This window comes from Paenibacillus campinasensis (assembly GCF_002272015.1).
GTDB lineage: Bacteria > Bacillota > Bacilli > Paenibacillales > Paenibacillaceae > Paenibacillus_AQ > Paenibacillus_AQ campinasensis.
The window spans coordinates 36,322-55,726 of sequence record NZ_NPBY01000043.1 but is presented as its reverse complement, the minus strand read 5'-3'; the positions used below and the strand labels follow the sequence as shown (position 1 = coordinate 55,726).

Sequence of the window (19,405 nt, the reverse complement as noted above, 5' to 3'; positions counted from 1 at the left end):
AGGTCATAAAACGTATGCCTGCGTGTCGAATGCACTCATGGGTTAGAGTTTATATAATGAATTTACGGCGCTCGCGGTTGTCGCTTCAACCGTGAGCGCCGTTTTTATATTGGCGCAGCTGTTATCGAACGCTTCCAAATTCAACCAATATCACACTCATCTTTCCTCACCACCTCTTAGGCTTCGGCATAAGATGGTTTATACGATGGTTGAAGAAAGGAGCGACGCCTTCCATGCTGACTGGAATCCGGACCGTCTTTGTAGGAGGAGACGCCAGGCAGATCGAGGTTATACGTAAATGTGCGGATATGGATGCCTCCGTCAAGATAGCCGGTTTTGAGAAACTGCAGGAGCCATTTCAGGGAGTCACGAGGGAGCCGCTGACGCCGGAGTTGCTGGCAGAAGCGGATGCCCTGGTGCTGCCTGTCGTGGGATGTGATGATGAAGGACGTGTCAGCGCGTTATTTTCGGAAGGTCCTTTAAAACTGCAGGAAGAACATATTGCAGCTATGCCTAAAAACGGTGTGGTATACACGGGCATGGCCAAACATTATTTGCGCACATTGTGCAACAAATACCGAATTAAGCTGGTGGAAATTTTGGAACGTGATGATGTTGCCATCTACAACTCGATTCCGACGGCGGAAGGAGCCCTCATGATGGCCATCCAGAATACGGATTTTACGATTCATGGTTCAACCAGCATGGTTCTCGGTATGGGCCGGACGGGATTTACGATGGCGCGCAGCCTTCAGGGACTGGGTGCCACAGTCAAGATGGGAGTACGGAAATCAGAGCACTTTGCCAGAGCCGAGGAGATGGGCTGGAAGCCTTTTATGATCAAGGATTTGGGGAGCGAAGTGGTCGATGTTGACTTGCTTTTTAACACGATTCCAACTATGATAGTCACAGCACAAATCATCTCGAAAATGCCTCGGGAGGCTGTCATTATTGACCTTGCCTCCGCACCCGGCGGCTGCGATTTTCGCTATGCCGAGAAACGGGGAATCAAAGCAATGCTGGCACCCGGATTACCCGGAATCGTGGCTCCCAAGACGGCTGGAATCATTCTGGCAAACGCGCTGGTGGAGCTGATTTCTGAAGAAATCAAGATTCGGGGGGAAGCGTAATGGATTGGAACGGCAAGACGGTAGGTTATGCGCTGACAGGTTCGCACTGTACGCTGGAAGAGGTTATGCCGCAGATTCAGCGGTTCAAGGACGGCGGGGCGAATGTGGTTCCGATCGTATCCAGCACAATCATGACAACAGACACGAGGTTCGGCACTTCGCTCAGCTGGCAGAAACAGTTGAAAGATATAACCGGGAATGATATTATTTCTACAATTGTCGACGCCGAGCCGCTTGGCCCATCCAAGCTGCTGGATGTGATGGTAATCGCGCCATGCACGGGCAACACGACCAGCAAGCTGGCCAATGCGATGACCGACAGCCCGGTGCTGATGGCGGGCAAGGCCCAGATGCGGAACGGCAGACCGCTGGTGCTGGCCATTTCGACCAACGACGGGCTCGGATTGAATGCGGCGAACATTGCGAAGCTGCTCGTTACGAAGAACATTTATTTTGTTCCGTTCGGCCAGGATGATCCTGTGAAAAAGCCGAATTCGCTCGTAGCGAAAATGGAGCTTGTACCGGAAACATGCTACGCGGCGCTTGAAGGAAAACAGCTTCAGCCGCTTTTGATTGAGAAATTTCAGTCGGCATAATTCCCTATCGTTCGACAATGGGGTAAAATGATAACTGCGTGTTCCGTTCATGAGGGTGAGGTTTCGTCATTGAGCGGCAAACTATAGATTATAGATACATGAAACGGTCAGGCTCAAGCAGCCGGCCGTTTCAATTCGGTCGGCCCGCCTTTTTTCGTCTTTTGGGCACCTATAAACGGAGGAATATTTATGCGTATCTTAGTTCAAAAATTCGGCGGCACTTCCTTGTCCACACCGCAAGCGAGATCGCGCGTCATCGGTCATATCCAGCGCGAACTTGCCAATGCGTACAGGCTGGTCGTCGTTGTATCAGCCATGGGACGCCGCGGTGAGCCTTACGCGACAGATACGCTGCTTAACTGGATCGAGCAGAACGGCAACGCGCTTCCTTCGCGTGAGAAGGATATGCTGCTATGCTGCGGGGAGATCATATCGGCATCTACCCTGTGCAGCCTGCTATACAGTGAAGGCATTACGGCGACGGTGCTTACCGGAGCGCAGGCCGGATTTACAACAGACAGTCAGCATGGCAATGCGCGTATAGTGGACGTGCGGCCCGAGAGAGTCATCAAGGAACTGGAGCGGTATCAGGTAGTGATTGTGACCGGGTTTCAGGGGCAGACCGAAACGGGGGATTTCACCACCCTCGGCCGCGGGGGAAGTGATACGTCCGCTACGGCACTCGGAGCCGCCCTGCGGGCCGAGATGGTTGATATTTATACCGATGTCAATGGCATTCTCACAGCGGATCCTCGAATCGTGGAGGATGCCAAACCATTAAGCTATGTCAGTTATACGGAAATATGCAATATGGCCCATCAGGGAGCCAAGGTCATCCATCCCCGGGCAGTGGAAATTGCGATGCAGTCCCAAATTCCGGTCCGGGTTCGCTCAACATTCACAGATAGTGAAGGGACGCTGGTGACCCAGCCCGAAGGCTTCAGGGACGTGCAGACCGGCATCGTGGACCGGTATGTGACTGGGATCGCTTATGTAAGCAATATTACGCAAATTTCGGTGGAAGGTGATCCTTCGGAAGGACTCCAGCTGAAGGTGTTCAAAGCGATGGCTGAACATTCCATCAGCGTTGATTTTATTAATGTTACCCCTACCGGGGTACTTTATACCGTGTTTGACAGCGATTCTGAAAAAGCGATCGAGGTGCTCCAAAAGCAAAATCTGAAGCCAAAAAGTCTGTCCGGATGCGCCAAGGTGTCCGTCATCGGCGGCGGCATCAACGGGGTTCCCGGCATCATGGCCAAAATCGTGGAGTCGCTTAGCGAGCACGACATTCCGATACTCCAATCGGCAGATTCCAATACAACGATTTGGGTACTCGTAAAGAAAGAGGACATGGCTCAGGCCCTCCGTGCACTGCATAGTAAATTTGAACTTCACCGGTAGGGAATCGATTTACCGGCAACAACCGTTTTCAAGGGGGAATCAAGGTGGATTTCGGAAGATTAATTACGGCCATGGTCACGCCTTTTCGCGGGGATGGCTCCATTCATTGGGACGAGACGGCAAGGCTTATCGATCATCTGATTGAGGACCAGAAGTCGGATGCGCTGGTCATTGCAGGTACGACAGGCGAATCGCCGACGCTGACCGAAGAGGAGAAGCTGGAGCTGTTCCGCTTTGCGGTCAAACACGCTGCCGGAAGAAGCAAAATCATCGCCGGCACGGGCAGCAACAACACGGCCCATTCCATTGAACTAACCAAAAAAGCGGAGCAGTGCGGCGTGGATGGCATTCTGCTCGTAACGCCTTATTACAACAAGCCGAATCAGGAAGGGCTGTACAGACATTTTGAAGCGGTCGCCGCTGCGACCACGCTGCCTGTGATGCTGTACAATGTGCCTGGACGCACAGGCATCAGCTTGAGCGCAGCAACGACGCTGCGTCTGGCCCAGATTCCGAATGTGGTAGCCACGAAGGAATGTGCCTCGATCGATCAGGTAACGGCGATTGTTGCCGGGGCTCCGGAAGGCTTTATCGTCTATTCCGGCGATGATTCAGCAGCGCTGCCGGCGCTTGCGGTCGGTGCTTATGGCATCGTCAGTGTCGCCAGCCACGTGGCCGGCGCACAGATGAAAGCGATGATTCAAGCTTATGTCGATGGCCAGGTAAAGGAAGCCGCTCGGCTTCACCAGCAGCTATTCCCGCTCTTTAAAGGGCTGTTCGAATGCCCGGAGCCGCTCCCGAACCCGGCGGCCGTTAAGTACGCGCTTGTGCAAAGAGGGTACCAGGTCGGAGACGTTCGTCTGCCGCTTGTAGCGCCAACTGAACGCGAGGCAGCCTTTATTAACCACTTGTTGTCCAATCTGTAATTGCATATGGAGATAGGAAGCCGCTCGTCTGTTTGGACGGGTGGCTTTTTCGTTTAAAAGAGCTGTACAAGGGCATCCTAAAGCACACGGGATCGGCTGACTTGTGTTTTCACTTTTTCTTCATGTATAATGAGTTCAAGTGACTGGGTGCGGTATTTTTTTGAAATTTAATATAACGATTAGAACGACGTCCAAAAACTTTAGGAGGGTTAGAACTTTTGTCAAAGAAAATTAGCAGCGATAAACTATCGATTTTTGCCTTGGGCGGCGTCGGTGAGATCGGGAAGAACATGTATGTTGTCCAATATGCCAACGACATCGTTGTCGTGGACGCGGGATTGAAATTTCCTGAGGAGGATATGCTGGGCATTGATATTGTTATTCCTGATATCAGCTATTTAACGGAGAATCGTGACAAAGTGAGAGGCATTTTGCTTACCCACGGTCATGAAGACCATATCGGCGGACTGCCTTACGTATTGAAACATTTGAATGTACCTGTGTACGGGACGAAGCTGACGCTTGGCTTGGTTGAGAACAAGCTAAGAGAAGCCAATTTGCTGGGAGAGACGAAGCGGATTCTGATTCATGCCGATTCCGAAGTTGAGCTTGGCAGCACGATGAAGGCTACGTTCTTCAGAACGAACCACAGCATCCCGGATTCCGTCGGAATCTGCATCGAAACACCGGAAGGCAATGTCGTTCATACGGGGGACTTCAAGTTTGACCATACCCCGGTGAATGATCAATATGCCGACCTTCAGCGTATGGCTGAAATCGGAAGCAAGGGCGTGCTTGCACTCCTGTCCGACAGCACGAACGCGGAAAAACCCGGGTTCACACCTTCGGAGCGAAGTGTGGGCATCGTTCTGGAAGACATTTTCCGCAAAGCCGAGCAGCGTGTCGTTATCGCGACCTTCGCTTCGAACGTTCATCGGATTCAGCAGGTCATTAATGCAGCGGAGTCGTCGGGCCGCAAAGTAACCGTCATTGGACGAAGCATGGTGAATGTCGTCTCGATCGCAGCAGAGCTGGGGTATCTGCACATCCCTGACGGCATGCTTATCGAGCCGGAAGAAGTGAACAAGATGGCTGCTGACCGGGTGGTCGTGCTTTGCACAGGCAGTCAGGGCGAGCCGATGTCGGCGCTGACCCGCATGGCCCGCTCGACGCATCGCAAGGTGGATATACTGCCAGGCGACACCGTCATCATAGCGGCAACTCCGGTTCCGGGCAATGAGAAATATGTGGGCCGGACGATTGACGAATTGTTCCGTCTTGGTGCTGATGTCATCTACAGCGGCTCCAATTCCGGCGTACACGTATCCGGACACGGCAGCCAGGAAGAGCTGAAGCTGATGCTCAACCTGATGAAACCGCAGTTCTTTATTCCGATTCACGGTGAATACAGAATGCAGCGGCGTCACGCACTGCTGGCGGAATCCGTTGGAGTGGATCCGGACAATATCTTCATTACCGACATCGGTGAAATTGTCGAGATTCAGAACGGATCAGCCAGAAAAGCAGGCAAGGTTACCGCCGGTAACGTTCTTATTGACGGACTGGGTGTAGGTGACGTGGGCAATATCGTGCTTCGCGATCGCAAGCTGTTGTCCCAGGACGGCATTCTGGTTGTCGTGGTAACGTTAAGCAAGCAGAGCGGAGCGATCGTATCCGGCCCTGACATCATTTCCCGCGGTTTTGTATACGTACGGGAATCCGAAGGGCTTCTGGACGAGGCGAACCGCATCGTATCCAGCACGCTTCAGAAGCTGATGAGCGAGAATGTGAACGAGTGGGCGTCTCTGAAGACAAGCGTGAAAGACGCTTTGGGCCGCTTCCTGTATGAACAAACTCGCCGCAGACCGATGATCCTGCCGATCATCATGGAAGTTTAATTGACATTAAGCTTTATTCGTCTGCAGCTAATGAGCACAATTGTATAACTAGGCACACAGTCGCCTCTTCTCGCAGGTAATATGGACGGTTCCTGCGAGAGGAGGCTTATTTGTTGTGTGATGGAATTTTGCGGAGGAATTCATGTCCCAGTGCTGTCCCAGGCATAAAACGGTATGGCCGTTTGCCATACTAAGACGTAGCCGTGATGAACGGCCCTGACTATATAAAGACAAGGTAGGGATCAGCACATGGACAAAGAGCGGACGCAAACAGATCGCAACATCAGGATGAATGGAGCGCCAGGCAATCCGCCTGTGGGAACAGAGGAAGGGAAGAAGGCAACCGTGGCTGAAGCTATTCAGCAGCTGGGACAGACGGCGGTGCCTGGCAGCGCGGATTCCAACATATTTTGCATGACGATTATCGGTCAAATCGAAGGGCATATTGTGCTTCCCCCTCAGAACAAATCGACCAAGTATGAGCATATGATCCCTCAGCTGGTGGCCGCCGAGCAAAATTCGCGGATTGAAGGATTGCTGATCATTCTTAATACGGTAGGCGGGGATGTAGAGGCTGGCCTGGCCATTGCGGAGATGATTGCTTCTCTTAATAAGCCGACGGTGACGGTAGTCATTGGCGGCGGCCATAGCATCGGCGTGCCGATTGCGGTAGCGGCTGACTATTCGTATATCGCGGAAAGCGCAACGATGACGATTCACCCAATCCGGATGAGCGGCTTAGTGATCGGTGTTCCGCAGACGTTCGAATATATGGAGAAGATGCAGGAGCGCGTCGTCCGTTTTGTCACAAGTCATTCGAAAATAACGGAGGATCAGTTCAAGGATTTGATGTTCAAAACCGGCGAATTAAACCGGGATATCGGGACGGCTGTATCGGGAGCGGATGCGGTTAAGTTTGGATTGATGGATGAAGTAGGCGGCATCGGGCAGGCGCTGAACCGGCTGAACAGCATGATTACGGAACGCAAATCGGCGCATGCGGGAGGCATCACCCAATGATCTGGTATAGCATTGTACCTGAGGAGATGCTGTGGCAATTTGCGCCTCCAGCCGAGCCGATACCACTGAAGGAAATCCGGCTGGGAGGCGTGCTGATGGAGGTCGAGCTGCTGGGTGAGGAGCAGGCTCGAATCGTGCGGCTGCTGGATTGCGAGCTTCACCATTACTTGAATCCGGATTATGCGCCGGGGCGCATGATTCGGTATATTCCGACATTGGAAAATGATTCGAAAGGCTGAAAACAGAACATAGGTACGCCACCGAATATATGATATAATATGGATTCGGGGGTGACTCTTTTGGCAAAACGTAGGAGAAAAAAGAAGCCGATATTTGCAGCTGTACTGAAATATGAAATATATGGCATCGTACTGATGACCTTGGCGGTGATCGCGCTGTCGGGAGAAGCTCCTGTCGGGCGTTCGCTCTCGAAGATGTCGGCTTACTTGCTCGGCAAGTATTATTTTATCATCCCCCTGATTGCCATTTACTACGGATTGATGGTGATGATTCATCGAAAATGGCCGCGCCGCTGGAACAGCAGGAAGACGGGTGTTCTTATTCTTGTTCTGTCGCTGACGTTGATGAGCAGCATATCGGGACTTGAATCCAAGCTGGCTCCGATTGGTCAGCTGACCGGTTCCAATGTGCTGAGCCAGATACATAGTGATTTGCAGGGTGAGCTTATTGGCGGCAAACCGGCAGACGGATCTCATCCTGTTATGGGTAAAGACATCAGCGGCGGATATGTCGGCGCTTTGCAATTTGCGTTACTGCTGACGCTGTTTGGCAGCATAGGGGCAAGACTGATTATGATTGTAATGCTGTTTATCAGCTTTATGCTAATTACAAATCTGTCCTACGTCGATCTGATGCGGATGTTCCGCGTCCGGGTGGCGAAGGCGGGACAGCGAATCCAGAAGCAGCTGAACGCGCATCAAACGCGGAGCAAGGCAGCAGCGAAAACATCTGCGAAACAGAATATCAAGCTGCCGGAGGATTATGACGATGACGAAGCGGATGATCTCGAAGATCTGGAGCAGCTGAAGCTTCCGAAGCGAAAGGGGACATTCCCGATCTTCCACATCTTCAGCAAAGAGAAGCGGCCTGCTTCTGCTTATGCTCCCGAGGAGGACGAGCTGGAGGGCGGGCCGCCGGTTTACACGACCGGAGGCGAGGTCGGCGCGCCTGGAGCCGCGGAAGCGGTTGTGTTCAGCCAGACTGAGCCGGAAACGGCCACTCCTGATATGGGCACGGCTTCGCCTTCTTCACCGATCATTCGCGACTTCTTCGAGCATGTGAAGCAGGAAGGGAAAGGCGAGGAAGAGGAAGTCGATGACCTGGAGCTGCCACCCCTCTCCTCCGAGAGCCCGGCTGCGGAAATACCGGGAGACATCGGAGTGGATGAGGTGGCTTATGAAGAGCTGCCAGCAGATGATGAGGCCGGTCATCATGAGGCCGGGCAGCAGGCGGAGGCAGCCGCTGCCGGCGGCAGTGGGGAAGAGAGCGGCCAGGCAGCCGCAGCTGCGCCGGTGCCGCCGCCGAAGCCATACAAGCTGCCGCCGTTCCGCCTGTTATCCAAGCCTAAAAATGGCGGCAAGGCGGGCGACCAGAGCGACTATATGCAGACAGCCCGCAAGCTGGAGGCGACGCTGGAAAGCTTCGGCGTAAGGGCCAAGGTGCTGGAGGTTGTCCGCGGGCCGTCCGTTACCCGTTATGAAATTCAGCCGGATATCGGGGTGAAGGTGAGCCGCATCGTCAATCTGACCGATGATATTGCGCTCGCGCTCGCGGCTAAGGATATCCGGATGGAAGCGCCGATCCCGGGCAAATCGGCGATCGGCATTGAGGTGCCGAACCATGAGGTGTCCATTGTAACCATGCGAGAGGTGATGGAGACGCCGGTGTTCCAGGAAGCGGAATCGAAGCTGTCGATTGCCTTCGGGCGGGACATCTCGGGGCAGACGATTGTCGGCAACCTAGCCCGAATGCCACACTTGCTTGTCGCCGGGGCAACCGGCTCGGGCAAATCGGTGTGCATCAACGGCATTATTACCAGCATTCTGTACAAGGCCAAGCCGGACGAAGTGAAATTTCTGATGGTTGACCCGAAGATGGTCGAGCTCAACGTATATAACGGGATTCCACATCTGATGGCTCCGGTGGTGACCGATCCGAAGCGGGCTTCATTGGCACTAAAGAAGATCGTCGTTGAAATGGAGAAGCGGTATGAACTGTTCTCCAAATCCGGGACGCGTAACATTGAAGGCTATAATGCATTGATGAAGGATAATCCGGCAGCTGTTCTGCCTTACATCGTAGTGATCGTGGACGAGCTTGCTGATTTGATGATGGTGGCGGCCAACGATGTGGAGGACGCGATTACCCGCCTGGCCCAAATGGCCCGGGCAGCGGGCATCCACCTGATCATTGCAACCCAGCGGCCGTCGGTTGACGTCATTACTGGCGTGATCAAAGCCAACATACCTTCCCGGATTGCCTTCGGCGTATCTTCCCAGGTCGATTCCCGGACCATTCTGGATATGGCCGGGGCCGAGAAACTGCTTGGCCGGGGGGACATGCTGTTCATGCCGATGGGCTCATCCAAGCCGATCCGCGTGCAAGGGGCATTCATGAGCGATTATGAGGTGGAGAACATCGTCAACTTCGTCCGTGATCAAGGACAGGCGGAGTACGATGAATCGATCGTGCCGGAGATTGATGACAGCGCATCGGCCGAAGATGAAGAGCTGGATGAGCTGTATGATCAGGCGGTGACGATTGTGCTTGAGGCCAAGCAGGCTTCGGTATCGCTGCTTCAGCGGCGGATGCGGGTGGGTTACACCCGTGCCGCCAGACTGATCGATTCCATGGAGGCGCGAGGGATCATCGGTCCGTATGAAGGCAGTAAGCCGCGCGAGGTGCTGATGTCACTGGAGCAATACCAGCAAAACCGAATCAGTTGATCTGAATCTTGAAAGTAACCGCTCTTTGCGGGAGTGGACACCGACGTGTCCCTCCCCAAGGGGCGGTTTTTTCATATGTATGACCCGATGCATGTTTCCCTTGGCAGAGCTGCCATGGATGGATCGATGGGATGCGGCAGCCGGGGGCTTTTCAGTTTAGCCGGCGCCGCTTCCTTTGCGATACTTGCTGGCGGTCATGCCCATCATTTTCTTGAAGGTGCGGTCAAAGTGCGTGAGGCTTTCAAAACCTACCGCTTCCGCAATGTCCACAATTTTCATGTCCGTATCATTCAGCAGCTGCTGGGCTACCCGGATGCGGGTCAGATTGACGTAGTTGATGATCGTGAACCCGGTAATTTCTTTAAAGATGCGGCTTAAATAGTATGGACTTATATAGAATGTCGATGACAAGGCGTCGAGCGTAATTTTGGACGAATAATACGTATGGATGTGCTTGACGATGTCGGTTATTTTCTGGTGCAGCGGATTGTTGGAAACCGGTGCCGGGGCTGGCGCCGAATCCAGCATGCGGCCTGCTCGGATCAGCAGTTCTGTCAGCAGAATGCGAAGCATGTGCTCATACGCCGGTGCCTGTTCTGCAATTTCCTGCTCCATCTTGTGAAATAGCGACCGCATGATTTGCTGCTCGTCGGGACTGAGGCGAAGCAGCGGGCGGTCAAGCTTGAACAGGCTGAGCAGGCCCGGCGGCTGAAGCGGCTGGCTGGCGTTGACGAAGTTGTCGGAAAAGTTGATGACGATCCGCTCATGCTCCGGGTCCCCGAGCCCCGATGTTTTATGCACATCAAACTTATTGATGAATACCAGATCCCCGGCTTGAATGGCATACAATTTCTCCTTGATAAAATAATGCCGCTCTCCCGACACCAAATAAAACACTTCATACGTTCCGTGATAATGGTTGTTTCGTTCGAAAGGTTCGATCCGGTGTACGCGATCGTAATAAAACTCGCCTTCTTCTTCGCCAAATGTCATTGCGTTTGCTTCCATATGAGGCATCATTCCCATCATTTCTGATTTCATCGGCGCTGCTCCTTTCTTACGTGAAGACGTGCCTGAACAACTCTAGTGTACCAAATTATAGGAAGGCAGGATATGTTGAATTACAGCTTATATGAGCAAAAAAAGTGAAGTTTTACAACTGATGATGCTATATGATGGAGGTAACTTTATAGGGGTGGTGAACCGATGAAACCATTTATGGATGAGGATTTTATGTTACACAGCCGCACGGCCCAGACGCTGTACCATGAGTATGCTAAGAAGATGCCGATTATAGACTATCACTGTCATTTAAGCCCGCAGTTGATATACGAGAACCACAGGTTCCGCAACCTGACCGAAGCGTGGATCGACGGTGATCATTATAAGTGGCGCGCGATGCGGGCCAACGGGGTAAGGGAAGAGCTGATTACGGGCGGCGGTGGAGCAAGCGATTATGACCGCTTTCTCGCCTGGGCCAAGACGGTACCGATGACGCTGGGCAATCCGCTGTTCCATTGGTCGCATCTGGAGCTTCGCCGCATTTTTGGCATTGACGATATCATCAGTGAAAAGACAGCGCCGCACATCTGGGAGCAGGCCAACGCGCGATTGGCCGAAGCCGATATGACGACCCGAGGGCTGATCAAGTCCAGCAATGTGCAGGTGGTGTGTACAACAGACGATCCAACCGACACGTTGGAGTACCATATCAAGTTGTCCAAGGAGGATGCGCCGGGCTTTCGGATGCTGCCGTCATTCCGTCCGGATAAGGGGCTCGAAATCAACCGGGATACGTTTGTACCTTGGGTGGCTAAATTGGCGGAAGCTAGTGGCATCACCATTTCGGACTATGATTCGTTTCTGAAGGCCCTTGAGAGCCGGGCACTATTTTTCCACTCCGTTGGCGGACGGGTATCCGACCATGCGCTGGATTATGTGCCTTATGCCGAGACGACGCAGGAAGAAGCGGGCGCTATTTTTCTGAAAGCGCTTCAAGGTTCCGGGGTTAGCCGGGAGGAAGAAGTGAAGTACAAGACATTCACGCTGCTCCATCTAGGCAAAATCTATGCCCGGCTTGGCTGGGCGATGCAGTACCATATCAATGCACAGCGGAATAACAATACCCGCATGTTCCAGACGCTCGGCCCGGATACAGGATATGATTCCATCGGTGACGCGCCGCTCGCAACGCCGCTCGTTCGGCTGCTGGACCGTCTGGATCAGGAGCAGGCGCTGCCCCGGACGATTCTGTATTCCCTCAATCCAAGAGACAACGACATTCTCGCCGCGCTCATTGGCAGCTTCCAGGGTGACGGCATCCCGGGCAAAATCCAGTTCGGTTCGGCCTGGTGGTTCAATGACACAAAGGACGGCATGATCGACCAGATGAGCAAGCTGGGGAATATGGGGCTTCTCAGCCGTTTTGTCGGCATGCTGACCGATTCCCGCAGCTTCTTGTCCTACACCCGCCATGAATATTTCCGCAGAATCGTGTGCAATCTGCTCGGCGACTGGGTGGAGCGCGGCGAGGCACCGCATGATCCGGCGTGGCTGGGTGAGATGGTCCAGGCGATCTGCTACAACAATGCAGAAGCCTACTTCCGGTTCGGAGCGTCCGATGAGGCTGGTGAGTCCTGATGAAGACAGACGCAGGAAGAAGTCAGCTTGGCCGTCATTCGCTTGAAGGAACGGACGCTGCCCGCCAATATGATGAGCTGAAGACATACCCGGTGAAGGTGCTTCAGATCGGAGAAGGCAATTTTTTGCGGGGATTTGTGGACTGGATGGTGGATGAGTGCAATCGGAAAGGGCTGTTTCGGGGAGGGATTGCCGTTACGCAGCCAAGGCCTTCCGGAAAGGCCAAGCTTGAACAGTTGGCATCCCAGGATGGGATCTATACGCTGCTGACCCGAGGCCTGCTTGGCGGGAAGCGCATCGAGGAAGAGCGACTAATCACCGTCTTCTCCCGGATGATCGATCCTTATTCAGCATGGGCGGAGTTTCTCGGACTTGCCGAAAGTCCCGACCTGGAGATCGTTGTATCCAATACAACGGAGGCGGGGATCCGCTATGAACAGGTTGCCTGGAAGCCGGAGGAACCGATCGCTTCGTTTCCGGGCAAGCTGGCGCTGCTGCTGTACCGGCGATATGAGCATTACAAGGGAGATCCCGCCAAGGGCTTGCTGATCCTGCCGTGCGAGCTGCTGGAGCGCAATGGCGATGAGTTGCTGCGCATCGTTCTTCAGCATGCCGAGGATTGGAAGCTGCCCGCGTCGTTTTCGAGCTGGGTGAGGAATCACAACCGGTTCTTGAACAGCTTGGTGGATCGGATCGTGACCGGATTTCCGGAGCAGGCCGAAACTTATTATGACAGGTGGGGATATGAGGACCGGATGCTGAATGCGACGGAGCCTTATCATTTCTGGGCGATTGAAGGGGAGCCAGCGCTGGGGGAAAGACTGCCTTTTCATAAGGCTGGCCTGAATGTGCAATGGGTGGATGATCTGACACCGTTTCAGACGCGCAAAGTCCGTCTGCTCAATGGTACCCACACACTCATGGCCGCGATTGGACGGATTTACGGCGTGGACGAGGTGAAGCAGGTGACGGAGCATCCGGTATGGGGCCCGAAGCTGAAGGCCGCCATGGAGCAGGAGCTAGTCCCTTCCGTGCCGATTTCAAGAGAGGAATCGCTCGGCTACGCCGAGTCCGTATGGGAACGGTTCCGGAATCCATTCATTCGCCATAAGCTGGCCGACATTTCCATGAACAGCATATCCAAGTTCAAAGTCCGTCTGCTTCCCAGCCTGAAGGGTTATGTTCAGCTGCATGGCGTGATCCCGCCGACCATCGCGGAAGGGCTGGCCGCATTGATCCGCTTGTACGACGTCATCCGGAGGGATGGTGAGTGGCTCGGTCAGCGGCTGGACGGCCAGCGCGTGCCTGTGAAGGATGATGAGGAAGCACTGGCCCTGTTCGAGGGCGCCTGGGCGCGTTATCGCAGCGGAGAGCTGGAGCTGTCCGGCCTGGCCAGCGATCTGCTCGGGTCGGAGAAGCTGTGGGATGAGAATCTGAACGCCATAACCGGACTGCATGAAGCGGTGTGCGGCTATCTTCAGGAAATGGAGCTGGTGGAACGATGAACGATATGATCGTGCTTCATCCGAAAGATGATGTTGGTATTGCGCTTAAGCCTCTGGCTGCGGGCGAGCATGCGCGCTGCGTCATCGATGGCAAGGAGCATGCCTTTGAGGCGCGGGAAGACATCCCGAAAGGGCACAAGCTGGCGCTGCGGCCGATCGAGAAGGGCAGCCATGTCATCAAATTCGGCTATTCGATCGGTGTGGCAACGGCGGCGATTGAACCCGGCAGCTGGATTCATACCCACAACTTGAAATCGGGCCTGTCCGGCAAGCTGGAATATGAATACCGTCCCTCCTCTTCGCAGACGGTGTCACCGGCCCTTGGGGAGCGGCGGACCTTTCAAGGCTATATTCGGGAAGATGGCGAGGCGGGCATCCGCAACGAAATCTGGATTATAAATACGGTGGGCTGCATCAACAAAACCTGTGAACTGCTGGCGCGAATGGCCAATCAGCAGTTTAAAGACCGCGGCATTGACGGGGTGTATCACTTCCCGCATCCGTATGGCTGCTCCCAGCTTGGGGATGATCTGCAGCATACGCAGCAGCTGCTGGCTTCCTTGGCGAAGCATGGCAATGCGGCTGGCGTGCTGATCATCGGTCTCGGATGTGAGAACAACCAGATTGACGAGATGAAGGCGCTGATCGGCCCGGTTCCTCCGGGACGGGTGAAGTATCTCAGAACGCAGGAGATCGAGGATGAGCTGGAAGCGGGTCTGGAGCTTATTGAAGAACTGGTCGACTATGCTGAGCAGTTCAAACGGACTGAGGTGCCGCTGTCGAAGCTGAGGGTCGGGCTTAAATGCGGCGGCTCGGATGGGCTGTCAGGCATTACAGCGAACCCGCTCGCGGGGCGAATTGCTGACGCCGTCACCGCGCAAGGCGGGACCGCCCTGTTAACCGAGGTGCCGGAAATGTTCGGCGCGGAGACAATTCTGATGGAGCGGGCGGCTGACCGTCAGGTATTCGAGGATATTACGCAGCTTATTAACGGGTTCAAGGAGTATTTTATCCGTCATGGGCAGGAAGTGTATGAGAATCCGTCACCGGGGAACAAGGATGGCGGCATTACAACATTGGAGGAAAAATCGCTCGGCTGCACACAAAAAGGCGGTCGTGCCATCGTCACCGACGTGCTCAAATATGGGGAAAGATCCGTGAAAACCGGTCTCAATCTGATCGAAGCGCCGGGGAACGACCTCGTATCGGTAACCGCGCTGTCTGCCGCTGGCGCGCATCTGGTGCTGTTTACGACAGGCAGAGGCACCCCGTTCGGCGGTCCGGTGCCGACCGTGAAAATCTCCACCAATTCCCAGCTTGCCGCGCGGAAATCGCATTGGATCGACTTTAATGCCGGCGTGCTGCTGGAGGGGAGCTCGATGGACCAGGTGCAGGGGGAACTGCTCGATTATATCATTGACCTGGCCTCGGGAAGCCGCAGAACGAATAACGAGAAGCATGAGTTCCGGGAAATATCGATCTTCAAGGATGGTGTCATTCTGTAGCGTTCATGTAGGAAGGTAAATACTGGTTGTGGCTATGTGTACCCTCGCTATGTGTACTATCACTGAATCATCAGCAGCGAGCACCATGCATCAATGAAGGTCCTGCATCATACGAAGAAGCGAAAATCCTGAACCAATGGAAAAGGGGAGATAAGGGATGTCCAATCAAGCGCAGAAAGAGGTCCAATTATCGCCGTTAACGGCGGCCGCCGAAGCTTGCCGCGCTATTATGGAAACGTACACTCCGGAGGAGCTGCCGCCCGCTGGACGCTGGCATTATCATCAGGGGGTATTTCTCGTCGGCATGTTCCAGCTGTGGAAGGTTGCGGGTGATAACCAATATTTGGATTATATCAAAGGCTATGTGAATCATCTCGTGGACGAGCACGGCAATTTGCTGCTCGATCGGGGCGAGCTGGACTCGGTGCAGGCCGGTCTCCTGCTGCTCGAGCTGGATGAGGCGCTCGGGGATAGCAGATACCGAAAGGCTGCCGACAAGCTGCTGCATCTGTTGTCCACGATGAACCGGACGACCGAGGGAGGCTACTGGCACAAGGACAAATATCCGTACCAAATGTGGCTGGATGGGCTCTACATGGGCGGAGTGTACACGATGCAGTATGGCCTGCGTTATGACCGACCGGAGCTGTTTGAGCAGGTGCTGTATCAGGAGAAGCTGATGCGGACCCATACCCGGGATGAGAAGACGGGGCTGTACCATCATGCCTGGGATGAGAGCAAGAAGATGCCGTGGGCCGATCCGGATACCGGCCGCTCGCCGGAATTCTGGGGCAGGGCGCTCGGATGGTATGCGCTGTCGCTTGTGGAGTTTCTAGATATGCTTCCAGCTGGCCATGAAGGCCGCGGTGTGCTGGAGGAGGCGCTGCGCGATCTTGCCGGTTCGCTGGTGCGTTACCAGGACCCTGAGAGCGGGCTGTGGTATCAGGTGCTGGACAAAGGCGATCGGCCCGACAACTGGCTCGAAACGTCCTGCACCAGCCTGTTTGTGTATGCCCTGGCTAAGGGAGCGCGGCTGTCCTGCCTCGATGCTTCCTTCAAGGAAGCGGCCAATCGAGGCTTTGAAGGTCTGCTTCGGACTGTCTATAACAATGACAAAGGCCTCCTGGTCCTGCCGGAGATTTGTATAGGAACAGGCGTAGGAGATTATAAACACTATGTAGAACGGCCGCGCAGCGAGAATGATTTGCACGGTGTCGGCGCCTTTGTCATGGCCTGTGTCGAGATCGGACGCAGCGAGAGCTAGACCAGGTAGTTCGAATAGAAGTGGCCTGGTTATAGGTGTATCTGTTTATACGGTGGAGGCGACGTTGCGGTCCATGTGGCTGATAGTCATGGCTGCATGGAGCCTGTGAACAGGCGGACGGACTTTTTCTCGGCCGCGGGCGAAAGGTTGTTGTAAGCGCTGCCGCTCCCTTGTGGAGCGGCTTTTTTTATTCTATAAAAATCGGAGGTCAATTGTTGGCATTCATGAATGCGACGGGGTGAAGGCAAGGAGTGCATAGGAAACTGGCAGTGTTGTCATAATAACCTTAGCAATCCTGTTAAACCACAAGAGAAAGGTAGAGCGCAGCATGAAAAACTCGAAAATTTGGCTTCTGATGGCCATCGCGATTTTAGTGTCGGCGACTTTGGTGATTCCGGGCAGGTTCAAGATGGCAGACAGCGAGTATCCCGCCCAGGAAGCGTTGCCGAGCTTCAGCGATGCCATTTTGCAATTCGGTTCTTACGGTGAGGATGTTTACGAGCTGCAGGGGCGTCTGAAATATTTGGGCTTCTATCATGGGAAGATCGACAGCGTGTTCGGCTCCAAAACACAAGGAGCTGTGAAATGGTTTCAGTCCGAGTTCGGAATGAAAGTTGACGGGATTGTCGGTCCGAAGGTGAAGCTGCGGCTGTACAATGCCACGAAGGATTGGAAGCCGACCGAGCCTAAGCAACATGAAGGCGGCGGCGGTGGTGGCGGAGGAGGCGGCGGCGAGCAGGCCGCTGACAACATCAACAGCAATCTGGGCTCTGCCAATACGATGGGGCTATCGGAGAATGACCTGAAGATCATGGCTAACGCCGTATACGGCGAAGCCCGCGGAGAGCCGTTTGAAGGACAGGTTGCCGTCGCTGCGGTCATTCTGAACCGGGTTAGATCCCCGGAATTCCCGAACACGATTCACGGCGTGATCTTCCAGCCGCTAGCGTTTACGGCCGTGGCGGACGGACAGATCTGGCTGGAGCCGAACGACCAGGCGCGCAAAGCGGTTATGCAGGCGATCGACGGCTGGGACCCATCGGGTGGCTGCCTCTATTACTTCAACCCAAGAACAGCCACGTCCAAGTGGATCTGGTCACGGCCTCAGGTTAAAACGATAGGCCAGCACATCTTCTGTATGTAGCCGTATCAGGAGCAACCGAGGCTTGTCTTCGGTTGCTTCTTCACTTTGGCTTAGGTTAGAATGAAAGTTAACGAATGAGGGAATTGATGGCAAAACCAATCCTTGAGCTAAGGGAGTTATGAACCTTGACAAAAGCGGAATTTGAACACGGCGTCGCCGGAGGCATCCGTATTCATGTGCTGCCAACGCGCCGTTTTAAAACATTTGCGATTTCATTGTATGCCGGAACGCCGCTGGCTGAAGATACCGTCACCTCCACGGCGCTCACACCGTTTGTATTGCGGAGAGGGACCGTCTCCTATCCGGAGACGCGGGCCTTCCGTGAACGGCTGGAGCAGCTGTATGGCGCGGGCTTCGGATTTGATGTGTACAAACGCGGTGATTACCAGATCGTCCATTTCCGGATGGATACGATCAATGATTCTTTTGTACAAAGTCCGGAAAGTTTATTGGCTTCGTCCTTTTCCTTCCTGGGAGAAGCGTTCACGCAGCCGGTGCTGGAGAACGGCGCATTTCGGAAATCCTATGTGATGACGGAACGGGATACGGTGCGCAAGAAGCTGGAATCCATCGTCAATGACAAAATCCGGTATGCGGCAGAGCGCTGTATTGAAGTCATGTGCAAAAACGAGCCGTACCGCCTGCACCCGCTCGGGGAGCGCAAAGACCTGGACGGAATTACGCCGGAGGGACTGTATGAGGCGTATCAGGCCTGGCTGCAGCAATCTTCTCTGGATCTGTACGTAGTGGGCGATACATCGCTTGAAGAGGTCAAGGCGCTTGTTGAGCAGCATTTCAAGCTGAATCGGACCGCTGAGGTCGAGTACGCGCCTTCTGTCATTCGGCAGGCAGCCGGCGAGGCCGAGACCGTGATCGAGCAGCTCGACATTAACCAGGGCAAGCTGAACATGGGTCTTCGCGGGTCGATCACGTATGGCGATGATGACTACGTTTCTGCCCTGATGTATAACGGCATCCTTGGCGGTTATCCGCATTCCAAGCTGTTCGTGAACGTGCGCGAGAAGGCGAGCCTCGCTTATTACGCTTCCTCCCGTTACGACGGACACAAGGGGATTGCTACGATCCAATCGGGGATCGAGGTGCAAAATTTTGATCAGGCGGTCGATATTATCCGCAAGCAGCTGGATGATATGGCAGCGGGTGCGATCACCGATCTGGAGCTGTCGCAGACGAAGGCGATGATCCGGAATGTGATCAAGGAGATGCAGGATTCGGCATTTGAGATTATCGCTTACGATTTCAACCGTCAGCTGTCGGGACGCGAGCGCTCGCCGGATGATATGCTGGCCCAGGTCGCGGAGGTATCCGTGGATGATGTGAAGAAGGCGGCCGAAGCGTTTACGCTGGATACGATCTACTTCTTGAAAGGCCAAAAGGAGGAATAGC

The 19,405-nt window shown here is 54.2% G+C and carries 15 protein-coding genes; 14 read left to right on the top strand and 1 reads right to left on the bottom strand.

Going from position 1 to position 19,405, the window contains the following annotated elements; translation table 11 throughout:
* The first annotated feature begins 233 nt into the window (after positions 1–233).
* From dpsA to CHH67_RS13345, 8 genes are all read left to right on the top strand, one after another.
* Complete coding sequence (gene dpsA / locus CHH67_RS13380) at positions 234–1,130, top strand: dipicolinate synthase subunit DpsA (RefSeq protein ID WP_095265689.1); 897 nt, start codon at positions 234–236, stop codon at positions 1,128–1,130.
* Positions 1,130–1,726 carry a dipicolinate synthase subunit B gene (locus CHH67_RS13375; RefSeq protein ID WP_095265688.1) on the top strand — a complete coding sequence of 199 codons (597 nt, stop codon included), beginning with the start codon at positions 1,130–1,132 and terminating at the stop codon, positions 1,724–1,726. Before dpsA ends, CHH67_RS13375 begins: the two co-directional genes overlap by 1 nt.
* A gap of 189 nt (positions 1,727–1,915) precedes the next feature.
* Positions 1,916–3,130: an aspartate kinase gene (gene dapG, locus CHH67_RS13370; RefSeq protein ID WP_095265687.1), complete on the top strand. Its 1,215-nt coding sequence runs from the start codon at positions 1,916–1,918 to the stop codon at positions 3,128–3,130.
* A 44-nt stretch (positions 3,131–3,174) separates the two neighbouring features.
* A complete protein-coding gene (gene dapA / locus CHH67_RS13365; RefSeq protein ID WP_095265686.1) occupies positions 3,175–4,056 on the top strand; it encodes a 4-hydroxy-tetrahydrodipicolinate synthase in 882 nt (293 codons plus the stop codon).
* A gap of 218 nt (positions 4,057–4,274) precedes the next feature.
* Positions 4,275–5,954: a ribonuclease J gene (locus tag CHH67_RS13360; RefSeq protein WP_095265685.1), complete on the top strand. Its 1,680-nt coding sequence runs from the start codon at positions 4,275–4,277 to the stop codon at positions 5,952–5,954.
* Positions 5,955–6,242: 288 nt separating this feature from the next.
* Entirely contained in the window at positions 6,243–6,974 is a 732-nt protein-coding gene (locus CHH67_RS13355) for a ClpP family protease (RefSeq protein ID WP_179292126.1), read from the top strand.
* A complete protein-coding gene (locus CHH67_RS13350; protein ID WP_095265683.1) occupies positions 6,971–7,213 on the top strand; it encodes a YlzJ-like family protein in 243 nt (80 codons plus the stop codon). Before CHH67_RS13355 ends, CHH67_RS13350 begins: the two co-directional genes overlap by 4 nt.
* A gap of 60 nt (positions 7,214–7,273) precedes the next feature.
* Entirely contained in the window at positions 7,274–9,940 is a 2,667-nt protein-coding gene (locus CHH67_RS13345; RefSeq protein ID WP_095265682.1) for an FtsK/SpoIIIE family DNA translocase, read from the top strand.
* Between the two features lie 156 nt (positions 9,941–10,096).
* Here the strand turns inward: CHH67_RS13345 and CHH67_RS13340 are convergent, their stop codons facing one another.
* Positions 10,097–10,981, bottom strand: a complete 885-nt coding sequence (locus CHH67_RS13340) for a helix-turn-helix transcriptional regulator (protein ID WP_244908192.1) — start codon at positions 10,979–10,981, stop codon at positions 10,097–10,099.
* Positions 10,982–11,146: 165 nt separating this feature from the next.
* On the opposite strand from CHH67_RS13340, the gene uxaC reads away from it, so the two are divergent.
* The 6 genes from uxaC to yfmF all read left to right on the top strand — a co-directional run bounded on the left by uxaC (position 11,147) and on the right by yfmF (position 19,404).
* Positions 11,147–12,580: a glucuronate isomerase gene (gene uxaC, locus CHH67_RS13335; protein WP_095265681.1), complete on the top strand. Its 1,434-nt coding sequence runs from the start codon at positions 11,147–11,149 to the stop codon at positions 12,578–12,580.
* Positions 12,580–14,085 carry a tagaturonate reductase gene (locus CHH67_RS13330; protein ID WP_095265680.1) on the top strand — a complete coding sequence of 502 codons (1,506 nt, stop codon included), beginning with the start codon at positions 12,580–12,582 and terminating at the stop codon, positions 14,083–14,085. Before uxaC ends, CHH67_RS13330 begins: the two co-directional genes overlap by 1 nt.
* On the top strand, positions 14,082–15,590 hold the full coding sequence (locus CHH67_RS13325) for a UxaA family hydrolase (RefSeq protein ID WP_095265679.1): 1,509 nt from the start codon (positions 14,082–14,084) through the stop codon (positions 15,588–15,590). Before CHH67_RS13330 ends, CHH67_RS13325 begins: the two co-directional genes overlap by 4 nt.
* Before the next feature lie 157 nt (positions 15,591–15,747).
* On the top strand, positions 15,748–16,854 hold the full coding sequence (locus CHH67_RS13320) for a glycoside hydrolase family 88/105 protein (protein ID WP_095265678.1): 1,107 nt from the start codon (positions 15,748–15,750) through the stop codon (positions 16,852–16,854).
* A gap of 328 nt (positions 16,855–17,182) precedes the next feature.
* Positions 17,183–17,998: a spore cortex-lytic enzyme gene (sleB, locus tag CHH67_RS13315; RefSeq protein WP_095265677.1), complete on the top strand. Its 816-nt coding sequence runs from the start codon at positions 17,183–17,185 to the stop codon at positions 17,996–17,998.
* A 125-nt stretch (positions 17,999–18,123) separates the two neighbouring features.
* On the top strand, positions 18,124–19,404 hold the full coding sequence (gene yfmF / locus CHH67_RS13310; protein ID WP_095265676.1) for an EF-P 5-aminopentanol modification-associated protein YfmF: 1,281 nt from the start codon (positions 18,124–18,126) through the stop codon (positions 19,402–19,404).
* Position 19,405: the final 1 nt, after the last annotated feature.

What these genes read in the sequence shown, in the direction of transcription:
- dpsA (WP_095265689.1), top strand. Translation starts at nt 234, where the DNA reads ATGCTGACTGGAATCCGGACCGTCTTTGTAGGAGGAGACGCCAGGCAG.
- CHH67_RS13375 (WP_095265688.1), top strand. Translation starts at nt 1,130, where the DNA reads ATGGATTGGAACGGCAAGACGGTAGGTTATGCGCTGACAGGTTCGCAC.
- dapG (WP_095265687.1), top strand. Translation starts at nt 1,916, where the DNA reads ATGCGTATCTTAGTTCAAAAATTCGGCGGCACTTCCTTGTCCACACCG.
- CHH67_RS13355 (WP_179292126.1), top strand. Translation starts at nt 6,243, where the DNA reads ATGAATGGAGCGCCAGGCAATCCGCCTGTGGGAACAGAGGAAGGGAAG.
- CHH67_RS13350 (WP_095265683.1), top strand. Translation starts at nt 6,971, where the DNA reads ATGATCTGGTATAGCATTGTACCTGAGGAGATGCTGTGGCAATTTGCG.
- CHH67_RS13340 (WP_244908192.1), bottom strand. Translation starts at nt 10,981, where the DNA reads ATGAAATCAGAAATGATGGGAATGATGCCTCATATGGAAGCAAACGCA.
- uxaC (WP_095265681.1), top strand. Translation starts at nt 11,147, where the DNA reads ATGAAACCATTTATGGATGAGGATTTTATGTTACACAGCCGCACGGCC.
- CHH67_RS13330 (WP_095265680.1), top strand. Translation starts at nt 12,580, where the DNA reads ATGAAGACAGACGCAGGAAGAAGTCAGCTTGGCCGTCATTCGCTTGAA.
- CHH67_RS13325 (WP_095265679.1), top strand. Translation starts at nt 14,082, where the DNA reads ATGAACGATATGATCGTGCTTCATCCGAAAGATGATGTTGGTATTGCG.
- CHH67_RS13320 (WP_095265678.1), top strand. Translation starts at nt 15,748, where the DNA reads ATGTCCAATCAAGCGCAGAAAGAGGTCCAATTATCGCCGTTAACGGCG.
- sleB (WP_095265677.1), top strand. Translation starts at nt 17,183, where the DNA reads ATGAAAAACTCGAAAATTTGGCTTCTGATGGCCATCGCGATTTTAGTG.